Source organism: Amaricoccus macauensis (assembly GCF_014201905.1).
Taxonomy (GTDB): Bacteria; Pseudomonadota; Alphaproteobacteria; order Rhodobacterales; family Rhodobacteraceae; genus Amaricoccus; species Amaricoccus macauensis.
This window is the reverse complement of the sequence record NZ_JACHFM010000004.1, coordinates 368389-383396: the sequence shown is the minus strand read 5'-3', so window position 1 is coordinate 383396 and position 15008 is coordinate 368389. Positions and strand designations below refer to the sequence as shown.

The 15008-nt window shown below is 69.4% G+C and carries 14 protein-coding genes; 11 read left to right on the top strand and 3 right to left on the bottom strand.

Annotation, left to right across the window (positions count from 1 at the left end; all coding sequences use genetic code 11):
• Positions 1-30: 30 nt before the first annotated feature.
• On the bottom strand, positions 31-1455 hold the full coding sequence (tldD, locus tag HNP73_RS19150; protein WP_184153771.1) for a metalloprotease TldD: 1425 nt from the start codon (positions 1453-1455) through the stop codon (positions 31-33).
• Between the two features lie 181 nt (positions 1456-1636).
• Between tldD and coxB the strand changes: the two genes are divergently transcribed.
• The 11 genes from coxB (at position 1637) to HNP73_RS19095 (ending at position 11924) form a co-directional block, all read left to right on the top strand.
• The gene (coxB, locus tag HNP73_RS19145) at positions 1637-2695 is read left to right on the top strand and encodes a cytochrome c oxidase subunit II (protein ID WP_184153768.1); all 1059 of its coding nucleotides are present in this window, start codon (positions 1637-1639) and stop codon (positions 2693-2695) included.
• Positions 2696-2702: 7 nt separating this feature from the next.
• Complete coding sequence (gene cyoE / locus HNP73_RS19140; RefSeq protein WP_184153765.1) at positions 2703-3653, top strand: heme o synthase; 951 nt, start codon at positions 2703-2705, stop codon at positions 3651-3653.
• An 11-nt stretch (positions 3654-3664) separates the two neighbouring features.
• The gene (locus tag HNP73_RS19135) at positions 3665-3841 is read left to right on the top strand and encodes a hypothetical protein (protein ID WP_184153762.1); all 177 of its coding nucleotides are present in this window, start codon (positions 3665-3667) and stop codon (positions 3839-3841) included.
• Positions 3841-4470 (top strand): cytochrome c oxidase assembly protein, encoded by a 630-nt coding sequence (locus tag HNP73_RS19130; protein ID WP_184153753.1) that lies wholly within the window; start codon positions 3841-3843, stop codon positions 4468-4470. The genes HNP73_RS19135 and HNP73_RS19130 overlap by 1 nt, the downstream gene beginning before the upstream one ends.
• Positions 4471-4481: 11 nt before the next feature.
• On the top strand, positions 4482-5288 hold the full coding sequence (locus HNP73_RS19125; RefSeq protein WP_184153750.1) for a cytochrome c oxidase subunit 3: 807 nt from the start codon (positions 4482-4484) through the stop codon (positions 5286-5288).
• A 147-nt stretch (positions 5289-5435) separates the two neighbouring features.
• Complete coding sequence (locus HNP73_RS19120; protein WP_184153747.1) at positions 5436-6107, top strand: SURF1 family protein; 672 nt, start codon at positions 5436-5438, stop codon at positions 6105-6107.
• 17 nt (positions 6108-6124) lie between these two features.
• The gene (gene thrC, locus HNP73_RS19115; RefSeq protein WP_184153744.1) at positions 6125-7528 is read left to right on the top strand and encodes a threonine synthase; all 1404 of its coding nucleotides are present in this window, start codon (positions 6125-6127) and stop codon (positions 7526-7528) included.
• Positions 7525-8787, top strand: coding sequence for a M16 family metallopeptidase (locus tag HNP73_RS19110; RefSeq protein ID WP_184153742.1), 1263 nt, complete (start codon positions 7525-7527; stop codon positions 8785-8787). The genes thrC and HNP73_RS19110 overlap by 4 nt, the downstream gene beginning before the upstream one ends.
• Before the next feature lie 12 nt (positions 8788-8799).
• Positions 8800-9468: a GNAT family N-acetyltransferase gene (locus HNP73_RS19105; RefSeq protein WP_425486646.1), complete on the top strand. Its 669-nt coding sequence runs from the start codon at positions 8800-8802 to the stop codon at positions 9466-9468.
• Complete coding sequence (locus tag HNP73_RS19100) at positions 9465-10886, top strand: FAD-binding oxidoreductase (RefSeq protein ID WP_343063369.1); 1422 nt, start codon at positions 9465-9467, stop codon at positions 10884-10886. The genes HNP73_RS19105 and HNP73_RS19100 overlap by 4 nt, the downstream gene beginning before the upstream one ends.
• 495 nt (positions 10887-11381) lie before the next feature.
• Positions 11382-11924, top strand: a complete 543-nt coding sequence (locus HNP73_RS19095) for a GNAT family N-acetyltransferase (RefSeq protein WP_184153740.1) — start codon at positions 11382-11384, stop codon at positions 11922-11924.
• Here HNP73_RS19095 and mutS read toward each other — a convergent pair.
• Positions 11891-14515 (bottom strand): DNA mismatch repair protein MutS, encoded by a 2625-nt coding sequence (gene mutS, locus HNP73_RS19090; protein WP_184153904.1) that lies wholly within the window; start codon positions 14513-14515, stop codon positions 11891-11893. The two genes, HNP73_RS19095 and mutS, sit on opposite strands and share 34 nt — an antisense overlap.
• A gap of 102 nt (positions 14516-14617) precedes the next feature.
• Positions 14618-14992: a GFA family protein gene (locus tag HNP73_RS19085; RefSeq protein WP_184153738.1), complete on the bottom strand. Its 375-nt coding sequence runs from the start codon at positions 14990-14992 to the stop codon at positions 14618-14620.
• Between the last annotated feature and the right edge of the window lie 16 nt (positions 14993-15008).

Sequence of the window (15008 nt, the reverse complement as noted above, 5' to 3'; positions counted from 1 at the left end):
CCCTGGGAGGGACCGCCTGCCGGAAGCGTCTCAGGCGGCGCTGCCGCCGACGGTCAGGCCACCGATGAGCATGGTCGGCAGGCCGACGCCCACGGGAACCCACTGGCCGTTCTTGCCGCAATTGCCCATGCCCGGGTCGAGCGACATGTCGTTGCCGATGGCGCGGATGTGCTTGAGCGCGGTGGCGCCGTCGCCGATCAGTGTCGCGCCCTTCACCGGCGCGCCGACCTTGCCGTCCTTCACGCGGTAGGCCTCGGTGCAGGAGAAGACGAACTTGCCGTTGGTGATGTCGACCTGCCCGCCGCCGAAGCCGACGGCGTAGATGCCGTCCTTGAGATCGGCGAGGATTTCTTCCGGCGAGGCCGAGCCACCCAGCATGTAGGTGTTGGTCATGCGCGGCATGGGCGCGGCGGCGTAGCTCTGGCGGCGGCCGTTGCCGGTCGGGGCCACGCCCATCAGGCGCGCGTTCTGCCGGTCCTGCATGTAGCCGACGAGGATGCCGTCCTCGATCAGCACGTTGCGCTGGCTCGGCGTGCCCTCGTCGTCGAAGCTGATAGAGCCGCGGCGGTCAGGGATGGTGCCGTCGTCGACCACGGTCACGCCCGGCGCGGCGATCCGCTGGCCCATCAGGCCGGCGAAGGCGGAAGTCTTCTTGCGGTTGAAATCGCCCTCGAGCCCGTGGCCGATCGCCTCATGCAGCAGGATGCCGGGCCAGCCCGGGCCGAGGACCACGTCCATGACCCCGGCCGGGGCCGGCACGGCCTTGAGGTTCACTGCCGCGACGCGCAGCGCCTCGCGGGCGACGGTCTGCCAGTGATCGGTGCCCATGAGCGGCGAGAGGCCGTAGCGACCGCCGCCGCCGGCCGATCCCGATTCGCGCCGGCCGTTCTCCTCGACGATCACTGAGACATTCAGCCGCACCATCGGCCGGGATTCGGCGAGGCGCGTCCCCTCGGGGCGGAGAATTTCGACTTCCTGCATCGAGGCGGCGAGCGACGCGGTCACCTGCACGACGCGGGGATCGAGGTCGCGGAGGAAGGCGTCGATCTCGCGCAGCATCTCGACCTTCACCGAGAACTCGGCGTCGTCGAAGGGGTCACGGTCGGTGTAGAGGCGCTGGTTCGTGGCCTTCGGCGCCGCGGCGAGCGTACCCCCTCCGGCGCCGACCGCGAGGCGCGCGGTCTCGGCGGCGCGGCTGAGCGCGGCCTCGGAGATCTCGGTCGAATGGGCATATCCGGTGGTCTCGCCGCGCACGGCGCGCAATCCGAAGCCCTCGCCGGCGTCGTAGCTCGCATTCCTCAGGCGACCATCGTCGTAGGTCAGCGCTTCGCCCCGGCGCCGCTCGAGGAAGAGTTCGCCGTCGTCGGCGCCCGCAACGGCGCCGCGCAGCACCGTCAGGGCACGGTCAGCGTCAAGATTCTCTTCGAACGGGCGAAATCGGGGCGAATCGGTCATGGCTCTGGAACTCCCTGGCGTCGGGGACAAAGCCTGGCCGGGCGTTCGCCCGCGGCAATCCCGCGTCTTGTCCTTCGCACGCTAATATGGTTGATCTGGCCCGAGCTACAACACGCAGGGCCGAGCCGCGGGCACAAGAGCGCGCGAGGACCCCCACGAAACTGAGCGGACGGATACGCCGATGAAGAACTACCGCCTGGGGCTGGGACTCCTCCTCTCGATGCTGGCGGCTGGTTCCGCACTCGCCCAGGAGGCGACCGGCGGCGAGCCGCGCGACCTGCCGGTGATCGGCGTGCCGGTGCCGGGCGGGATGAACTACCAGCCTGCCGTGACCGACGTCGCCCACGACACGCACTGGCTGTCGTTCTGGGTGCACTCGACGATGGGCGTCATCGTGCTCTTCGTCTGCATCCTGATCGCCATCGTCATCATGCGCTTCAATTCGAAGCGGAACCCGGTGCCCTCGACCTTCACCCACAACACAAGGATCGAGATCGCCTGGACGCTCATCCCGGTGCTGATCCTGATCATCATGGGCTCGTTCTCGCTGCCGATCCTCTTCAAGCAGCTCGAGGTACCGAAGCCCGACCTGACGATCCGCGCCACCGGCAACCAGTGGTACTGGTCGTATCTCTACCCCGAGAACGACGTGAACTTCGACGCGCTCATGCTGACGCAGGACGAGCTGCCGGAATACGGCTACAAGCCCGAGCATCATCTCCTCGCCACCGACAACGCGGTCGTCGTGCCGGTGAACAAGGTCGTCCACATGCTGGTGACCGGCGCCGACGTGATCCACTCCTGGGCGATCCCGGCTTTCGCGGTGAAGATCGACGCGGTGCCCGGCCGTCTGAACGAGACCTGGTTCAAGGTCGAGAAGGAAGGCGTCTACTTCGGCCAGTGCTCCGAGCTTTGCGGCAAGAACCACAGCTACATGCCGATCGTCGTCAAGGCGGTGAGCCAGGAAGCCTATGACAACTGGCTGAACTGGGCGATCGACGAGTACGGCGGCACGCGCCCCGAGGCCGCTGGCGCCGGTGCCGCAGCGGCTGCCGAGCCGCCGGCCGCCGCGCCCGCCGCAGAGGCGCCCGAAGCCGCGGAGCCTGCTGCTGCGCCCGAAGCCGCCCCCGAGGCGCCGGCTGCCGAACAGCCCGCGACGGAACAGCCCGCGACGGAGACCCCCGCCGCGCCCGAGACGCCCGCCACCACGGAGCCCGCTGAGGCTCCGGCAGGAAACTGAGCCCGAAATGACCGACGCCAGCTGGAGCCAGACGGCCCGCGAGCCCGAGTTCGGGGATTACCTCGAACTTCTGAAGCCTCGGGTCATGCGGCTTGTCGTGTTCACCGCGGCGGTCGGCCTGCTCGCAGCGCCGGTCGCGGTGCATCCGGTGATCGCGGTGGCGTCGATCCTCTGCATCGCGGTCGGTGCCGGTGCCTCCGGTGCGCTCAACATGTGGTGGGACAGCGACATCGACGCGGTGATGTCGCGCACCAAGGGCCGGCCGATCCCGTCGGGGCGCCTGACCCGCGGGGACGCGCTCGCCTTGGGCCTCGCGCTCTCCGGCTTCTCGGTCGTGATGCTCGCGCTCTTCGCCAATCTGGTGGCCGCCGGCCTCCTCGCCTTCACGATCTTCTTCTATTCCGTCGTCTACTCCATGTGGCTGAAGCGCGCGACGCCGCAGAACATCGTCATCGGTGGTGCCGCCGGGGCATTCCCGCCGATGATCGGCTGGGCCGTCGCAACAGGCGGCGTGTCGGCGGCGAGCATCGCGATGTTCCTGATGATCTTCCTCTGGACGCCGCCGCACTTCTGGGCGCTCGCGCTGTTCCGCAACGACGACTACACCCGGGCGGGCGTGCCGATGCTGCCGGTGACGTCCGGCGAGCGGGTGACGCGCAACCACATCTTCGCCTATTCGCTGATCCTCGTGCCGGTGACGCTGGTGCCGGCGTTTTCCACGATCGGCGGGCCGGTCTATCTCGCGGGCGTGCTGCTGCTGAACGCGAAGCTTCTTGCCGACGCCTGGACGGTCTGGCGGCGCGACGAGGCGACGGCGGCGGGCGACAAGCTCCGTGCGGAGAAGCGGTTCTTCGGGTTCTCGATCGTCTACCTCGCGATCATCTTCGCGCTCATTCTCGCCGAGGCGGGACTGAAGGCCGGCGGGCTCGCGCCCGCGCACTGGCCGGCGCTGTTCTGAGGGGCGTGGTCATGAAGCCTGACAGCCACGAAGTCTACGGACGCAAGCGCAGCCGCAACCGCGGCCTCGGCCTCGTGCTCGGCGCGTTCGTCCTCATCGTCTTCGCGGTGACCGTGGTGAAACTCTCCGAGGGTGCGGACATGCGCTCGCCCGACAATTTCGGGCAGCTTCCGCCGGGCAGTCACTGATGGCGGGGAACAAGAACACCCGGGTCGCGCTCTGGCTCGTCGCCTTCGTCGGGCTGATGGTCGGCGCGAGCTTTGCGGCGGTGCCGTTCTATACGTGGTTCTGCAAGGTGACCGGCTATGCCGGCACCACCGGGCGGGCCGAGGCATTGCCGGCGGACGAGGTGCTCGACCGGATGGTAACGGTGCATTTCGACGCGAACCTCGCCCCCGGAATGCCATGGGAGTTCCGGCCGAAGCAGCGTTCGGTCGAGATCAGGCTCGGCGAGACCGGACTGGCGTTCTTCGAGGCCCACAACCCCACGAACGAGCCAGTCGCCGGACAGGCCGGCTTCAACGTGGTGCCGTTCTCGACGGGCGAGTATTTCGACAAGATCGCCTGCTTCTGCTTCGAACTGCAGGTGTTGCAGCCGGGCGAGAGCATCGACATGCCGGTGACGTTCTACGTCGATCCGGCAATGCTGAACGACCGGGAGACGCGCGACGTGACCAACATCACGCTCTCCTATACGATGTACCGTGCCGACCTGCCTGACGCCGCCCCGGTCGGTCCGAGGACCGACGCGGGCGTCGAAGGGCCAACGAGACTGGCGGCCGGCCTGACGGACCGCAGACAGACGATCGAACAGTAGAGGGACCGCCGATGGCTGGGCAAAAGAACCACGCCTACCACATCCTGCCACCCAGCATCTGGCCGTTGACCGGGGCGATCGGCGCTATCGTCATGCTTGGGGGCGGTGTGCTTTACATGCACGACGCGGGGCCATGGATCGCATTGATCGGCCTCGTGATGGTGCTTTACACCATGTGGTCCTGGTGGGCCGACATGATCGCCGAGGGCGAGGCGGGCGACCACTCGGGCATCGTCCAGATCGGTCTGCGCTACGGCATGCTGCTCTTCATCATCTCCGAGGTGATGTTCTTCTCCGCGTGGTTCTGGACCTTCATCAAGCACGCGCTCTATCCGGCCTACGCCATCGACGGCGTCACGGTCACGCCGGGCGTCTGGCCGCCTGCCGGGATCGAGACGTTCGACCCCTGGCACCTGCCGCTCATCAACACGCTGATCCTGCTGTGCTCCGGCTGCGCCTGCACCTGGGCGCACCACGCGCTGGTGCACGACAACGACCGCAAGGCGCTGAAGCAGGGCCTGTGGCTCGCGATCGTCCTCGGCGCAGTCTTCTCGGTGTTTCAGGGCTACGAGTATGCGCATGCGCACTTCGGCTTCTCGGGCAACATCTACGGCGCGTCGTTCTTCATGGCGACGGGCTTCCACGGCTTCCACGTGATCATCGGGACGATCTTCCTCGCGGTCTGCCTCGGTCGGGCGTACGCCGGGCACTTCACCAAGACCGAGCATGTGGGCTTCGAGGCCGCGGCCTGGTACTGGCACTTCGTTGACGTGGTGTGGCTGTTCCTGTTCGCCACCATCTACATCTGGGGCTCCTGACCCGGAGCCTTCCGGCGGCGACGGGCGAATGCGCGGCCCGTCGCCCACCCCGGCTTCCCGCCGCGCGTGCAGCGTGCTGCCCGCGCCCGGAACCGGACCGGCCGCACGCTTTCCCCGCTCCGGCCACAATGAGTTGAGGTATTTCGAATGACGCGGCGGATGATCGCGCCGCTGCTCTTCGGCGTCGTCGGCGTGGCGATCCTGCTGTCGCTCGGCATCTGGCAGGTGCAGCGGCTGGCCTGGAAGAACGCGATCCTCAACGAGATCGGTACACGTCTCGCCGCCGAGGCGGTGGCAATTCCCTCCGCGCCCGACCCCGCCGTCGATGCCTACCGCCGGGTCATGGCCGACGGCGTGATCGAGCCAGGCGAGCTTGATGTCTACACCTCGAACCCACCGCAGGGCGTCGGCTATCGGGCGATCGTGCCGTTGCGGCTTGCGGACGGGCGGCTGGTCCTGCTGGACCGCGGCTTCGTGCCGATCGAGAACAAGGATGACGCTCGTCTGGTCGGGCCGATCCACGTGGAGGGCGCGCTGGTCTGGCCTCAGGAAACCGACTTCTTCACCAGCGAGCCGGACCAGGAGAAGAACATCTGGTTCGCCCGCGACGTGCCGCTGATGGCCAAGGCGCTCGGCACGCTTCCTGTCATGGTGGTGACGGAAACCAGTGACGACCCGAACGGACCGACTCCGATGCCGCTCACCGTAAATATCCCCAATGACCATCTGCAGTATGCGATCACGTGGTTCCTGCTTGCAGTGGTATGGGCGGGGATGACAGGCTATCTCCTCTGGCGTATCAAGCGCCGGATCGATTGAAGGACCGTTTTCCCCCCATGCGTTACGTCTCGACCCGCGGCAGTGCGCCGGTGCTCGGCTTTGAGGAGGCGATGCTCGCGGGCCTCGCCCGCGATGGCGGCCTCTATGTTCCCGAGACCTGGCCCACCATGTCCGCCGCCGAGATCGCAGCGCTGGCGGGGCTCACCTACGAGGAAACCGCGTTCCGCGTGATGCGTCCGTTCGTCGGCGATGCGTTCTCCGACGACGAGTTCCGCGGCATCATCGCCCGCGCTTATGGCCGTTTCGACCATGCCGCGCGGGTGCCGCTGGTGCAGACCGGGCCGAACGACTGGCTGCTGGAGCTCTTCCACGGTCCGACGCTCGCGTTCAAGGACGTGGCGATGCAGCTGATCGGCGGGATGTTCGAGACGTCGCTCGCCCGCACCGGCAAGCGCATCACCATCGTCGGCGCCACGTCCGGCGACACCGGCTCGGCGGCGATCGAGGCGTTCCGGGGCAAGGAGGGCGTCGAGGTCTTCATCCTCTTTCCCGATGGCCGCGTCTCGGACGTGCAGCGCCGGCAGATGACGACGCCCGTGGAGGCGAACGTGCACGCGCTCGCCATCGCCGGGGATTTCGACGATGCGCAGGCGCGGCTGAAGGATCTGTTCAACGACCACGCCTTCCGCGACGGCGTCGGCCTTGCGGGCGTCAATTCGATCAACTGGGCGCGGGTGCTGGCGCAGGTGGTCTACTACTTCACCGCCGCTGTCGCGCTCGGCGCACCGCACCGGCCGGTGAGCTTCACGGTGCCGACCGGCAATTTCGGCGACATCTTCGCGGGCCACGTGGCGCGGCGCATGGGTCTGCCGATCGGGCGGCTGGTGATCGCGACGAACCAGAACGACATCCTGCATCGGACGCTCGAGACCGGCGAGCACCGTCGGGGCAGTGTCGAGCCGTCGATCAGCCCGTCCATGGACATTCAGGTAAGCTCGAACTTCGAGCGGCTGCTGTTCGAGCTCTACGACCGCGAGGGGCCGGCGGTGGCGGAGCTGATGGGCGAACTCGGCAAGGGCGGCTTCGCGCTGTCGCAGGGGGCGCTCGGGCGGCTCCGGGCAGAGTTCGACAGCGCGCGGGCGTCCGAGGCCGAGACGACGGCGGCGATCGCCGAGGCGTACCGCGCCACGGGAATGCTCGTCTGCCCGCATACGGCGGTCGGGCTCCATGCGGCGAAGGTTCGGCGCGGTGATCCGGCCGTGCCGATGGTGGTGCTCGCGACCGCGCACCCGGCGAAGTTTCCCGATGCGGTCGAAGCCGCGACCGGCCGCCGCCCGGATCTGCCCGAGCGGCTTGCCGAGGCGCTGTCGGGACCTGAGCGGGTGGAGAAGGTGGCGAACGACGTGGCGGCGCTGCAGGCGCTCATCGCCCGTGGCGCCGGAGTGGAGGCGGTACGATGACCGTCGAGGTCGTGACCCTGCCGAACGGCGTGCGCGTCGCCGTCGAGCCGATGCCGGGGCTGCATTCCGCCTCGGTCGGCGTCTTCATCACCGCCGGCGGACGCCATGAGCGGCCCGAGCAGAACGGCATCGCGCACTTCCTCGAACACATGGCGTTCAAGGGCACGCCGACGCGCAGCGCCCGGGCGATCGCCGAGGAGATCGAGGACGTGGGCGGTTATATCAACGCCTACACCGGCAAGGAGATGACGGCCTACTACGCGCGCGTCCTCGCGGCCGACGTGGGCCGCGGGCTCGACGTGCTTGGCGACATCGTGCTGAATCCGCTGTTCGACGCGCCCGAGATCGAGGTGGAGCGCGGCGTGATCCTGCAGGAGATCGGTCAGGCGCTCGACACGCCGGACGACATCATCTTCGACTGGTTGCAGGAAGTCTCCTATCCCGAGCAGCCGTTCGGCCGGACGATCCTCGGGCCGGCGGAGCGGGTGGAGGGCTTTGGTCGCGGCGAGCTTTCGGGCTTTGTGACCGAGCACTACGGCCCTGACCGGATCATCGTCTCCGCTGCCGGAGCGGTGAACCCGGAGGAGGTGGTGGCGGCTGCGACCCGGCTCTTCGGCGGCCTTGCGCCCCGGCCGAGGTTGCCGGTCGCGCCGGCGCAGTTCCGGGGCCATGAGCGGCGCGAGACGCGCGACCTCGAACAGGTGCATCTCGCCATGGGTTTCGAGACGCCCGGCGCTCGCGACCCGGACGCCTATGTGGCGCAGGTCTACACCACGGCCATGGGCGGGGGCATGTCGTCGCGGTTGTTCCAGGAGCTGCGTGAGCGGCGCGGGCTCTGCTACACGATCTTTGCCCAGACCGGCGCCTACGACGACACCGGCTTCCTGACGCTCTACGCGGGCACCGGCGAGGACCAGATCGGCGAGTTGCTGACCCTCACCGCCGACGAGCTGCGACGGTCGGCGGAAGGGTTGTCGGTCGCGGAGGTCGATCGTGCCCGGGCGCAGATCCGCGCGGCTTCGCTCATGGGGCTCGAAAGCCCGTCGGCGCGTGCCGAGCGCACGGCGCGGATGCTGGCGATCTGGGGAAAGGTTCCGACCATCGAGGAGACGCTCGCCAGGATCGACGCGGTGACCCGCGAGGGTGTCCGCGCGCTGGCCGAGCGGATGGTCGGGCGCGCCGATCCCGCTCTCGTCCTGCTTGGCCAACTCGGCGATGCGCCCGATCGTGAGGCGCTCAGCCGTCGTCTTGTCGCCTGAGGAGTTACCCGAGTGCTGAGCTTCCGCCGCAGCACGCCGCCGGCCATCGAGACCGAACGCCTGAGCCTCCGCCTGCCGGAGATCGGCGACCACGCCGCGTGGTCGCTGCTGCGTCGGAACGGCGAGGCGTTCCTGCGGCCGTGGGAGCCCACATGGTCGATTGATCACTTCAGCCGGAGGTCGTTTCGCAACCGGGTCTACTGGGCCTGGCGCGCGCGGGAGGAGGGCAAGGCGCTCGCGCTGTTCCTGATCCGGAATGACGACCGGTCGCTGATCGGCGCGATCACCCTCGACAACATCCGCCGCGGTCCGTCGCAATCGGCACAGGTCGGCTACTGGGTCGGCCCGAGGTACGCCCGCCAGGGCTACATGCGCGAGGCGCTCGGCGCGGTCGTCACCCACGCCTTCGTCGACCTCGATCTCAGCCGGATCGAGGCGGCCTGCCTGCCGGAAAACACGGCGTCGCGGGCCTTGCTCGAGGGATCGGACTTTTCCTACGAGGGCAGGGCGCTCGCCTACCTGCAGATCAACGGCCGCTGGCGCGACCACGTGCTCTATGCCCGCATCCGTGCCGACCGGGAGAGTGCCGACCGGGAGAGTGCCGACCGGGAGAGTGCCGACCGGGAGAGTGCCGACCGGGAGGTCGAGGCAAGGGCGGCGAGGGAGGCGGAGTCCCCGTGACACATCATCTGAACGCCGCGGACGAAGGTTTCGTCGCGCGCCTCGCCGAGGCGCTTGGCCCGGACGCCGTGCGTCCGGCCGAGCCGCGTTATCTCGAAGAGCCGCGTGGCCGCTATCACGGGCAGGCGGCGGCGGTGGTGCGGCCCGACACGACCGAGGCGGTGGCGGCGGCGGTGCGGCTCTGCGCCGGGGCGCGCGTCGGGATCGTCCCCTATTCCGGCGGCACCGGACTGGTCGGCGGGCAGATCCTGTCGAACGGGCCGATGCCGGTGCTCCTGTCGTTCGAGCGGATGAACCGCATCCGTGACGTCAACGTCATCGACGGTATCCTGACCGCGGAAGCCGGCTGCATCCTCGCCGACGTACATGCGGCGGCCGGCGAGGTGGCGCGGATATTTCCGCTCACCCTCGCCTCCGAGGGCTCGGCGCGGATCGGCGGGCTGCTCGCCACCAACGCCGGCGGCGTCCATGTCATCCGCTATGGCAATGCCCGCGATCTCTGCCTCGGCGTCGAGGCGGTGCTCGCGGACGGCACCATCGTGCGGGGCCTGAGCCGGGTGGTGAAGGACAACATGGGCTACAACTTCCGGCATGTGGTGATCGGCTCGGAAGGGACGCTCGGCCTCATCACCGCGGCGAGCCTCCGGCTCTATCCGCGGCTGGCCGAGACGGCGACGGCGTGGGCTTCGGTGGCGTCGCCCGCCGATGCGCTGGCGCTGCTCGGCCGGCTGCGCGGCGCGCTCGGCGGCACGGTTTCGGCCTTCGAGCTCATCTCGACCCAGGGGCTCGAGTTTCTGGCCGAGACCCTGCCGCAGGTGACGCAGCCGCCGGCGATGCCGGGCGACTGGCGCGTGCTCGTCGAGGTTGACGACGGTCCGGGCGGCAATGTCGGGGACCGGCTGGAGGCCGCGCTGGCGGACGCGATAGAGGCCGGGCTCGTGGGCGACGTGCTGATCGCTCAGGCCGATGCCCAGCGGGCGGCGTTCTGGCGGGTGCGCGAGATGATCCCGGAGGCGAACCGCGCGATCGGCGCGATTTCGAGCCACGACATCTCCATTCCTCCGTCGCGTCTGCCGGAGTTCATTGCGACGGCGGGGCCAATGCTCGGTGCGCTCGACCCCGGTGTGCGGATCAACTGCTTCGGCCATCTGGGGGATGGCAACCTGCACTACAACGCCTTCCCGGCGCGCGGCGAGTCACGGGACCGCTACGAGCCGATTCGCGCATCTGTGAGCCGCGCGGTGCATGATCTCGTCCACGAGTTCGGCGGATCGGTTGCCGCCGAGCATGGCGTCGGCCGGCTCAAGGTGGCCGATCTCGAACGCTACGCCGATCCCGGCAAGCTCGAGGCGATGCGGCGGCTGAAGCAGGCGTTCGACCCGCTCGGCATTCTCAATCCGGGGGCGGTGCTCGCCTGAGGGGAAAGGGCGCCCCCGTCTCCTTCGGGGGGGGGGACGAGGAGAGGGGGGCGCGGGATCCAGACGGGTGGGTCTGGCCTTCAGAAGGCGCGCCTCGCCCCAGGGGGGGAGGGAGAGGAGCGCCGCACCGGACTTTCGTCCGGATCTCTTGGTTGGTTGCGCTCCTTCCCCCGGGGGGGACGGGGGGAAGGAGCGCTCTATCCAGACTGGAGGGTCTGAGTTTCGCAAGCAGCCCGTCCGTTTGGACACCCTCTTTTTCGCGGAGATTCGTTACCAAAGGTTTAAGCGAATACGGAAAGATCTACCCAAGGTTGATCGGTGGCAGAGCGCCACTTGCGACGGAATTCGGGCTTTTTATTGCAGGCGCCCCCGTGATACCGCGACTGCGATACAGGAGGCTTGGGTCGAGTCGGATGAGTGAGCGTAAGCAGTTGCAGGGCCGGCGGCCGCCTGAGACGGTGACGCCTGCGTGGTCTGGCGGTTCTTGCTGGCACGATGTTCCGTATCCTTTGTGAGTCTCCCCGCGACTGGGACGAGGTGGAAGCGCTGCTCGATCTCGCGTTCGCGCCGGGCCGGACGGCGCTCAGCTCGTACCGGTTGCGCGACGGCGTACCGCCGATCGCCGAGCTGTCTCTCGTGGTGCGTGACGACTACGACGCGGTGGCGGGCGCCATCCGCTACTGGCCGGTCAGGGTGGGCGAGGCGGGCCACGCGGCGCTGCTGCTCGGGCCGGTCGCGGTCCACCCGACCCGGCAGGGCGAGGGTCTGGGCGCGCTCCTGATCACCGAGAGCCTCGACCGGGCGAACAAGCTCGGGTGGCATCGCATCATCCTCGTGGGCGACGAACCCTATTATCGCCGGTTCGGCTTCACCCGCGCGGCGGCGCTCAAACTTGACTACCCGCCGCCGACCAACCCCGACCGGCTTCTCGCCCGGGCGCTGGTGCCCGGCGCGTTTGACGGCGTGAGCGGCATGGTGCGGCGCTGGACCGATGAAGCGGACGATCAGGCGTCCGGAAGCAGTCCCGCGAGTTCGTAGACGAGGTCGAGTGCCGCGCGCGGTGTCAGCTCGTCGGGCCGGATGTCGCGCAGCCGGGTCTCGATGACCGACGCCTCCGGCGTGGCCACCGGGGCGGGGCGGGCTGCGGCGGCGAACAGCGGCAGGTCGTCGATCAGCGCCCTGGCCTTGCCGCCCTGCTCGCGCTCGCCCTTCTCCAGCGCTTCGAGCACGACGCGGGCGCGCTCGACGACTGCGCCCGGCAGGCCGGCGAGCTTCGCCACCTGCACGCCATAGGAGCGATCGGCGGCGCCGTCGATCACCTCGTGCAGGAAGATGACATCGCCCTGCCACTCTCGCACCGCCACGGTGGCGTTCCTGAGCCCCGGCAGCTTCGCCGCGAGCGCCGTCAGCTCGTGGTAGTGGGTGGCGAAGAGCGCCCGGCAGCGGTTCACGTCGTGCAGGTGTTCGAGCACCGCCCAGGCGATCGAGAGCCCGTCATAGGTCGCCGTGCCGCGGCCGATCTCGTCGAGGATGACCAGGGCGCGCGGGCCAGCCTGATTGAGGATCGCCGCGGTTTCCACCATCTCGACCATGAAGGTCGAGCGCCCGCGCGCGAGGTCGTCCGCCGCGCCGACCCGGCTGAAGATCTGATCCACGACGCCGACCTCCGCCTCCGCCGCCGGGACGAAGGCGCCGATCTGGGCGAGGAGCGCGATGAGCGCGTTCTGCCGCAGGAACGTCGACTTGCCGGCCATGTTCGGCCCGGTCAGCAGCCACACCGGCCGCGCGCCCGCGCCGTCGGCCCCGAGGGCGCAGTCGTTCGCGACGAAGCTCTGGCCTGCGCGCCGGAGTGCCGCCTCGACGACCGGGTGCCGCCCGCCGACGATGCGGAAGGCGCGGTCGTCGCGCACCTCGGGCCGCGCCCAGTCGGCGGCGGTGGCGAGATCGGCGAGCGCCGCCGCAAGGTCGATCTCGGCGAGCGCCTTTGCCGTCGCGCCGATCCGGCCGGCCTCAGTGAGGATCGCCTGGCGCAGGCTCTCGAAGATCCGCTTCTCGATGTCGAGGGCGTGGCCGCCGGCGTTCAGGATCTTCGTCTCGATCTCGGCAAGCGCCAGCGTGGTGAAGCGGATCGCCCCGGCCATGGTCTGGCGATGCACGAAAAGCTCGGACAGCGGCGGCTTCAGCATCTTTTCCGCGTGGGCGGCCGGCGTCTCGACGAAATAGCCGAGGACGTTGTTGTGCTTGATCTTGAGCGCCCCGATGCCGCTCCGCTCGACGTATTCCGCCTGCAACTCGCCCACCACGCCGCGGCCTTCGTCGCGCAGCCGGCGGGTCTCGTCGAGCTCGTCGTCGTAGCCCCCGGCGACATAGCCACCATCGCGCGCAAGCTGCGGCGGTTCGGCCACGAGGGCGGCGTCGAGGAGGTCGGCGAGGGGTTCGTGGCCCGCAAGCGCCGCGCGCGCCTCGGCGAGGACCGGCGGCAGGCCGTCGGGCAGCGCCGCGTGCAGTCGCTCGGCCTGTGCCAGCCCGTCGCGCACCGCCGCAAGGTCGCGGGGGCCGCCCCGGTCGAGGGCGAGGCGGGAGAGGGCGCGTTCGAGGTCGGGGACGCGGCGCAGAGCCTCGCGCGCGTCACGGGCGTCGGCGCGCTCCTCGACGAAGTGCGCCACCGCCGCCTGCCGCGCGCGGATGAGGCCAACGTCGGTCGACGGGCCGGTCAGCCGGGTTTCGAGGAGGCGCGCGCCGCCGCCCGTCACCGTGCGGTCGATCGTCGCGAGGAGCGAGCCGTCGCGGGCGCCGGCCATGCTGCGGACGAGTTCCAGGTTGCGGCGCGTCGCCGCGTCGATCTGCACGAGGCCGCCCGCGCTCTCGCGCACCGGCGGGCGCAGCAGCGGCAGCCGGCCGCGCTGGGTGAGCTCCAGATAGTCGACGATCGCGCCGAGTGCTGCGAGGTCCGCACGATCGAAGGCGCCGAAGCCGTCGAGCGAGCCCACCTTGAACGTCGCCTTGACGCGCGCTTCGCCGGCGGTGGAGTCAAAGCTCGCGCGGGCCATCGGCGTCGCGACGGCGCCGGCCTCGGAGATCAGGTCGCGAAGCTCGTTCTCCTGCGCCTCGGACACCAGCACCTCCCGGGGCGCGAGGCGGGCGAGCATCGGGCCGAGCGTCACCCGCGGGCAGGGCGCGACCGTCAGATCGCCGGTCGAGACGTCGACCCACGCGAAGGCGCCGTCGCCGCGCACCTCGGCATAGGCGGCGAGGTAGTTGTGGCGCCGGGCTTCGAGCAGCCCCTCCTCGGTCAGCGTGCCGGGGGTGACGAGGCGAACCACCTCGCGGCGGACCACCGACTTCGATCCGCGCTTGCGCGCCTCGGCCGGGTCTTCCATCTGCTCGCAGACCGCGACCCGGAAGCCCTTGCGGATAAGCTGCAGCAGGTAGCCTTCTGCAGCGTGCACCGGCACGCCGCACATGGGGATGTCCTGCCCGAGGTGCTGGCCGCGCTTGGTGAGCGCGATGTCGAGTGCCGCCGACGCGGCCTCGGCGTCGGCGAAGAACATCTCGTAGAAGTCACCCATCCGGTAGAACAGCAGCGCATCGGGGTTCTGCGCCTTCTGTTCGAGGTACTGCGCCATCATCGGCGAGATGCCGGGGGTGCCGTCCAAGGCGTCGCTCCTTCTCGGGAGGCCATGGTTTAGCCGCCCGGCCCGGGCGCTGCCAAGGCGCGATCCTTGCCCGGCTCAGGGAAACTGGCCGGTTCCCGCCGCATCCTTGTACTGCATCGCCGCCGCTGCAAGCACGTCGGCGTCGAGCAGGCGCGCGTTGATGCCCATCCGGTCGCGCGACGCCTTGCGCGGATACCAGTGCGTGACGCAGCCGCAGGTGGCGCAATGGTGGAAGTCGACGTTCCGGCCATTCCACGCATAGGTCACGGTGGGCAGGGGGTCGGGACTCAAGGCCACGTCCGCGATCGGATAGTACGCCCAGAGCACGCCGTACCGCCGGCAGAGGCTGCAATTGCAGCGTGTCACCGTCGCTGGCGCCGCCGCGAGGCGCAGCGTGACCGCGCCACAGTGGCAGGAGGCGGCGATCCCTTGTTCCTCGCTCTCCGTCATCCGTCGCCCTCCTCCC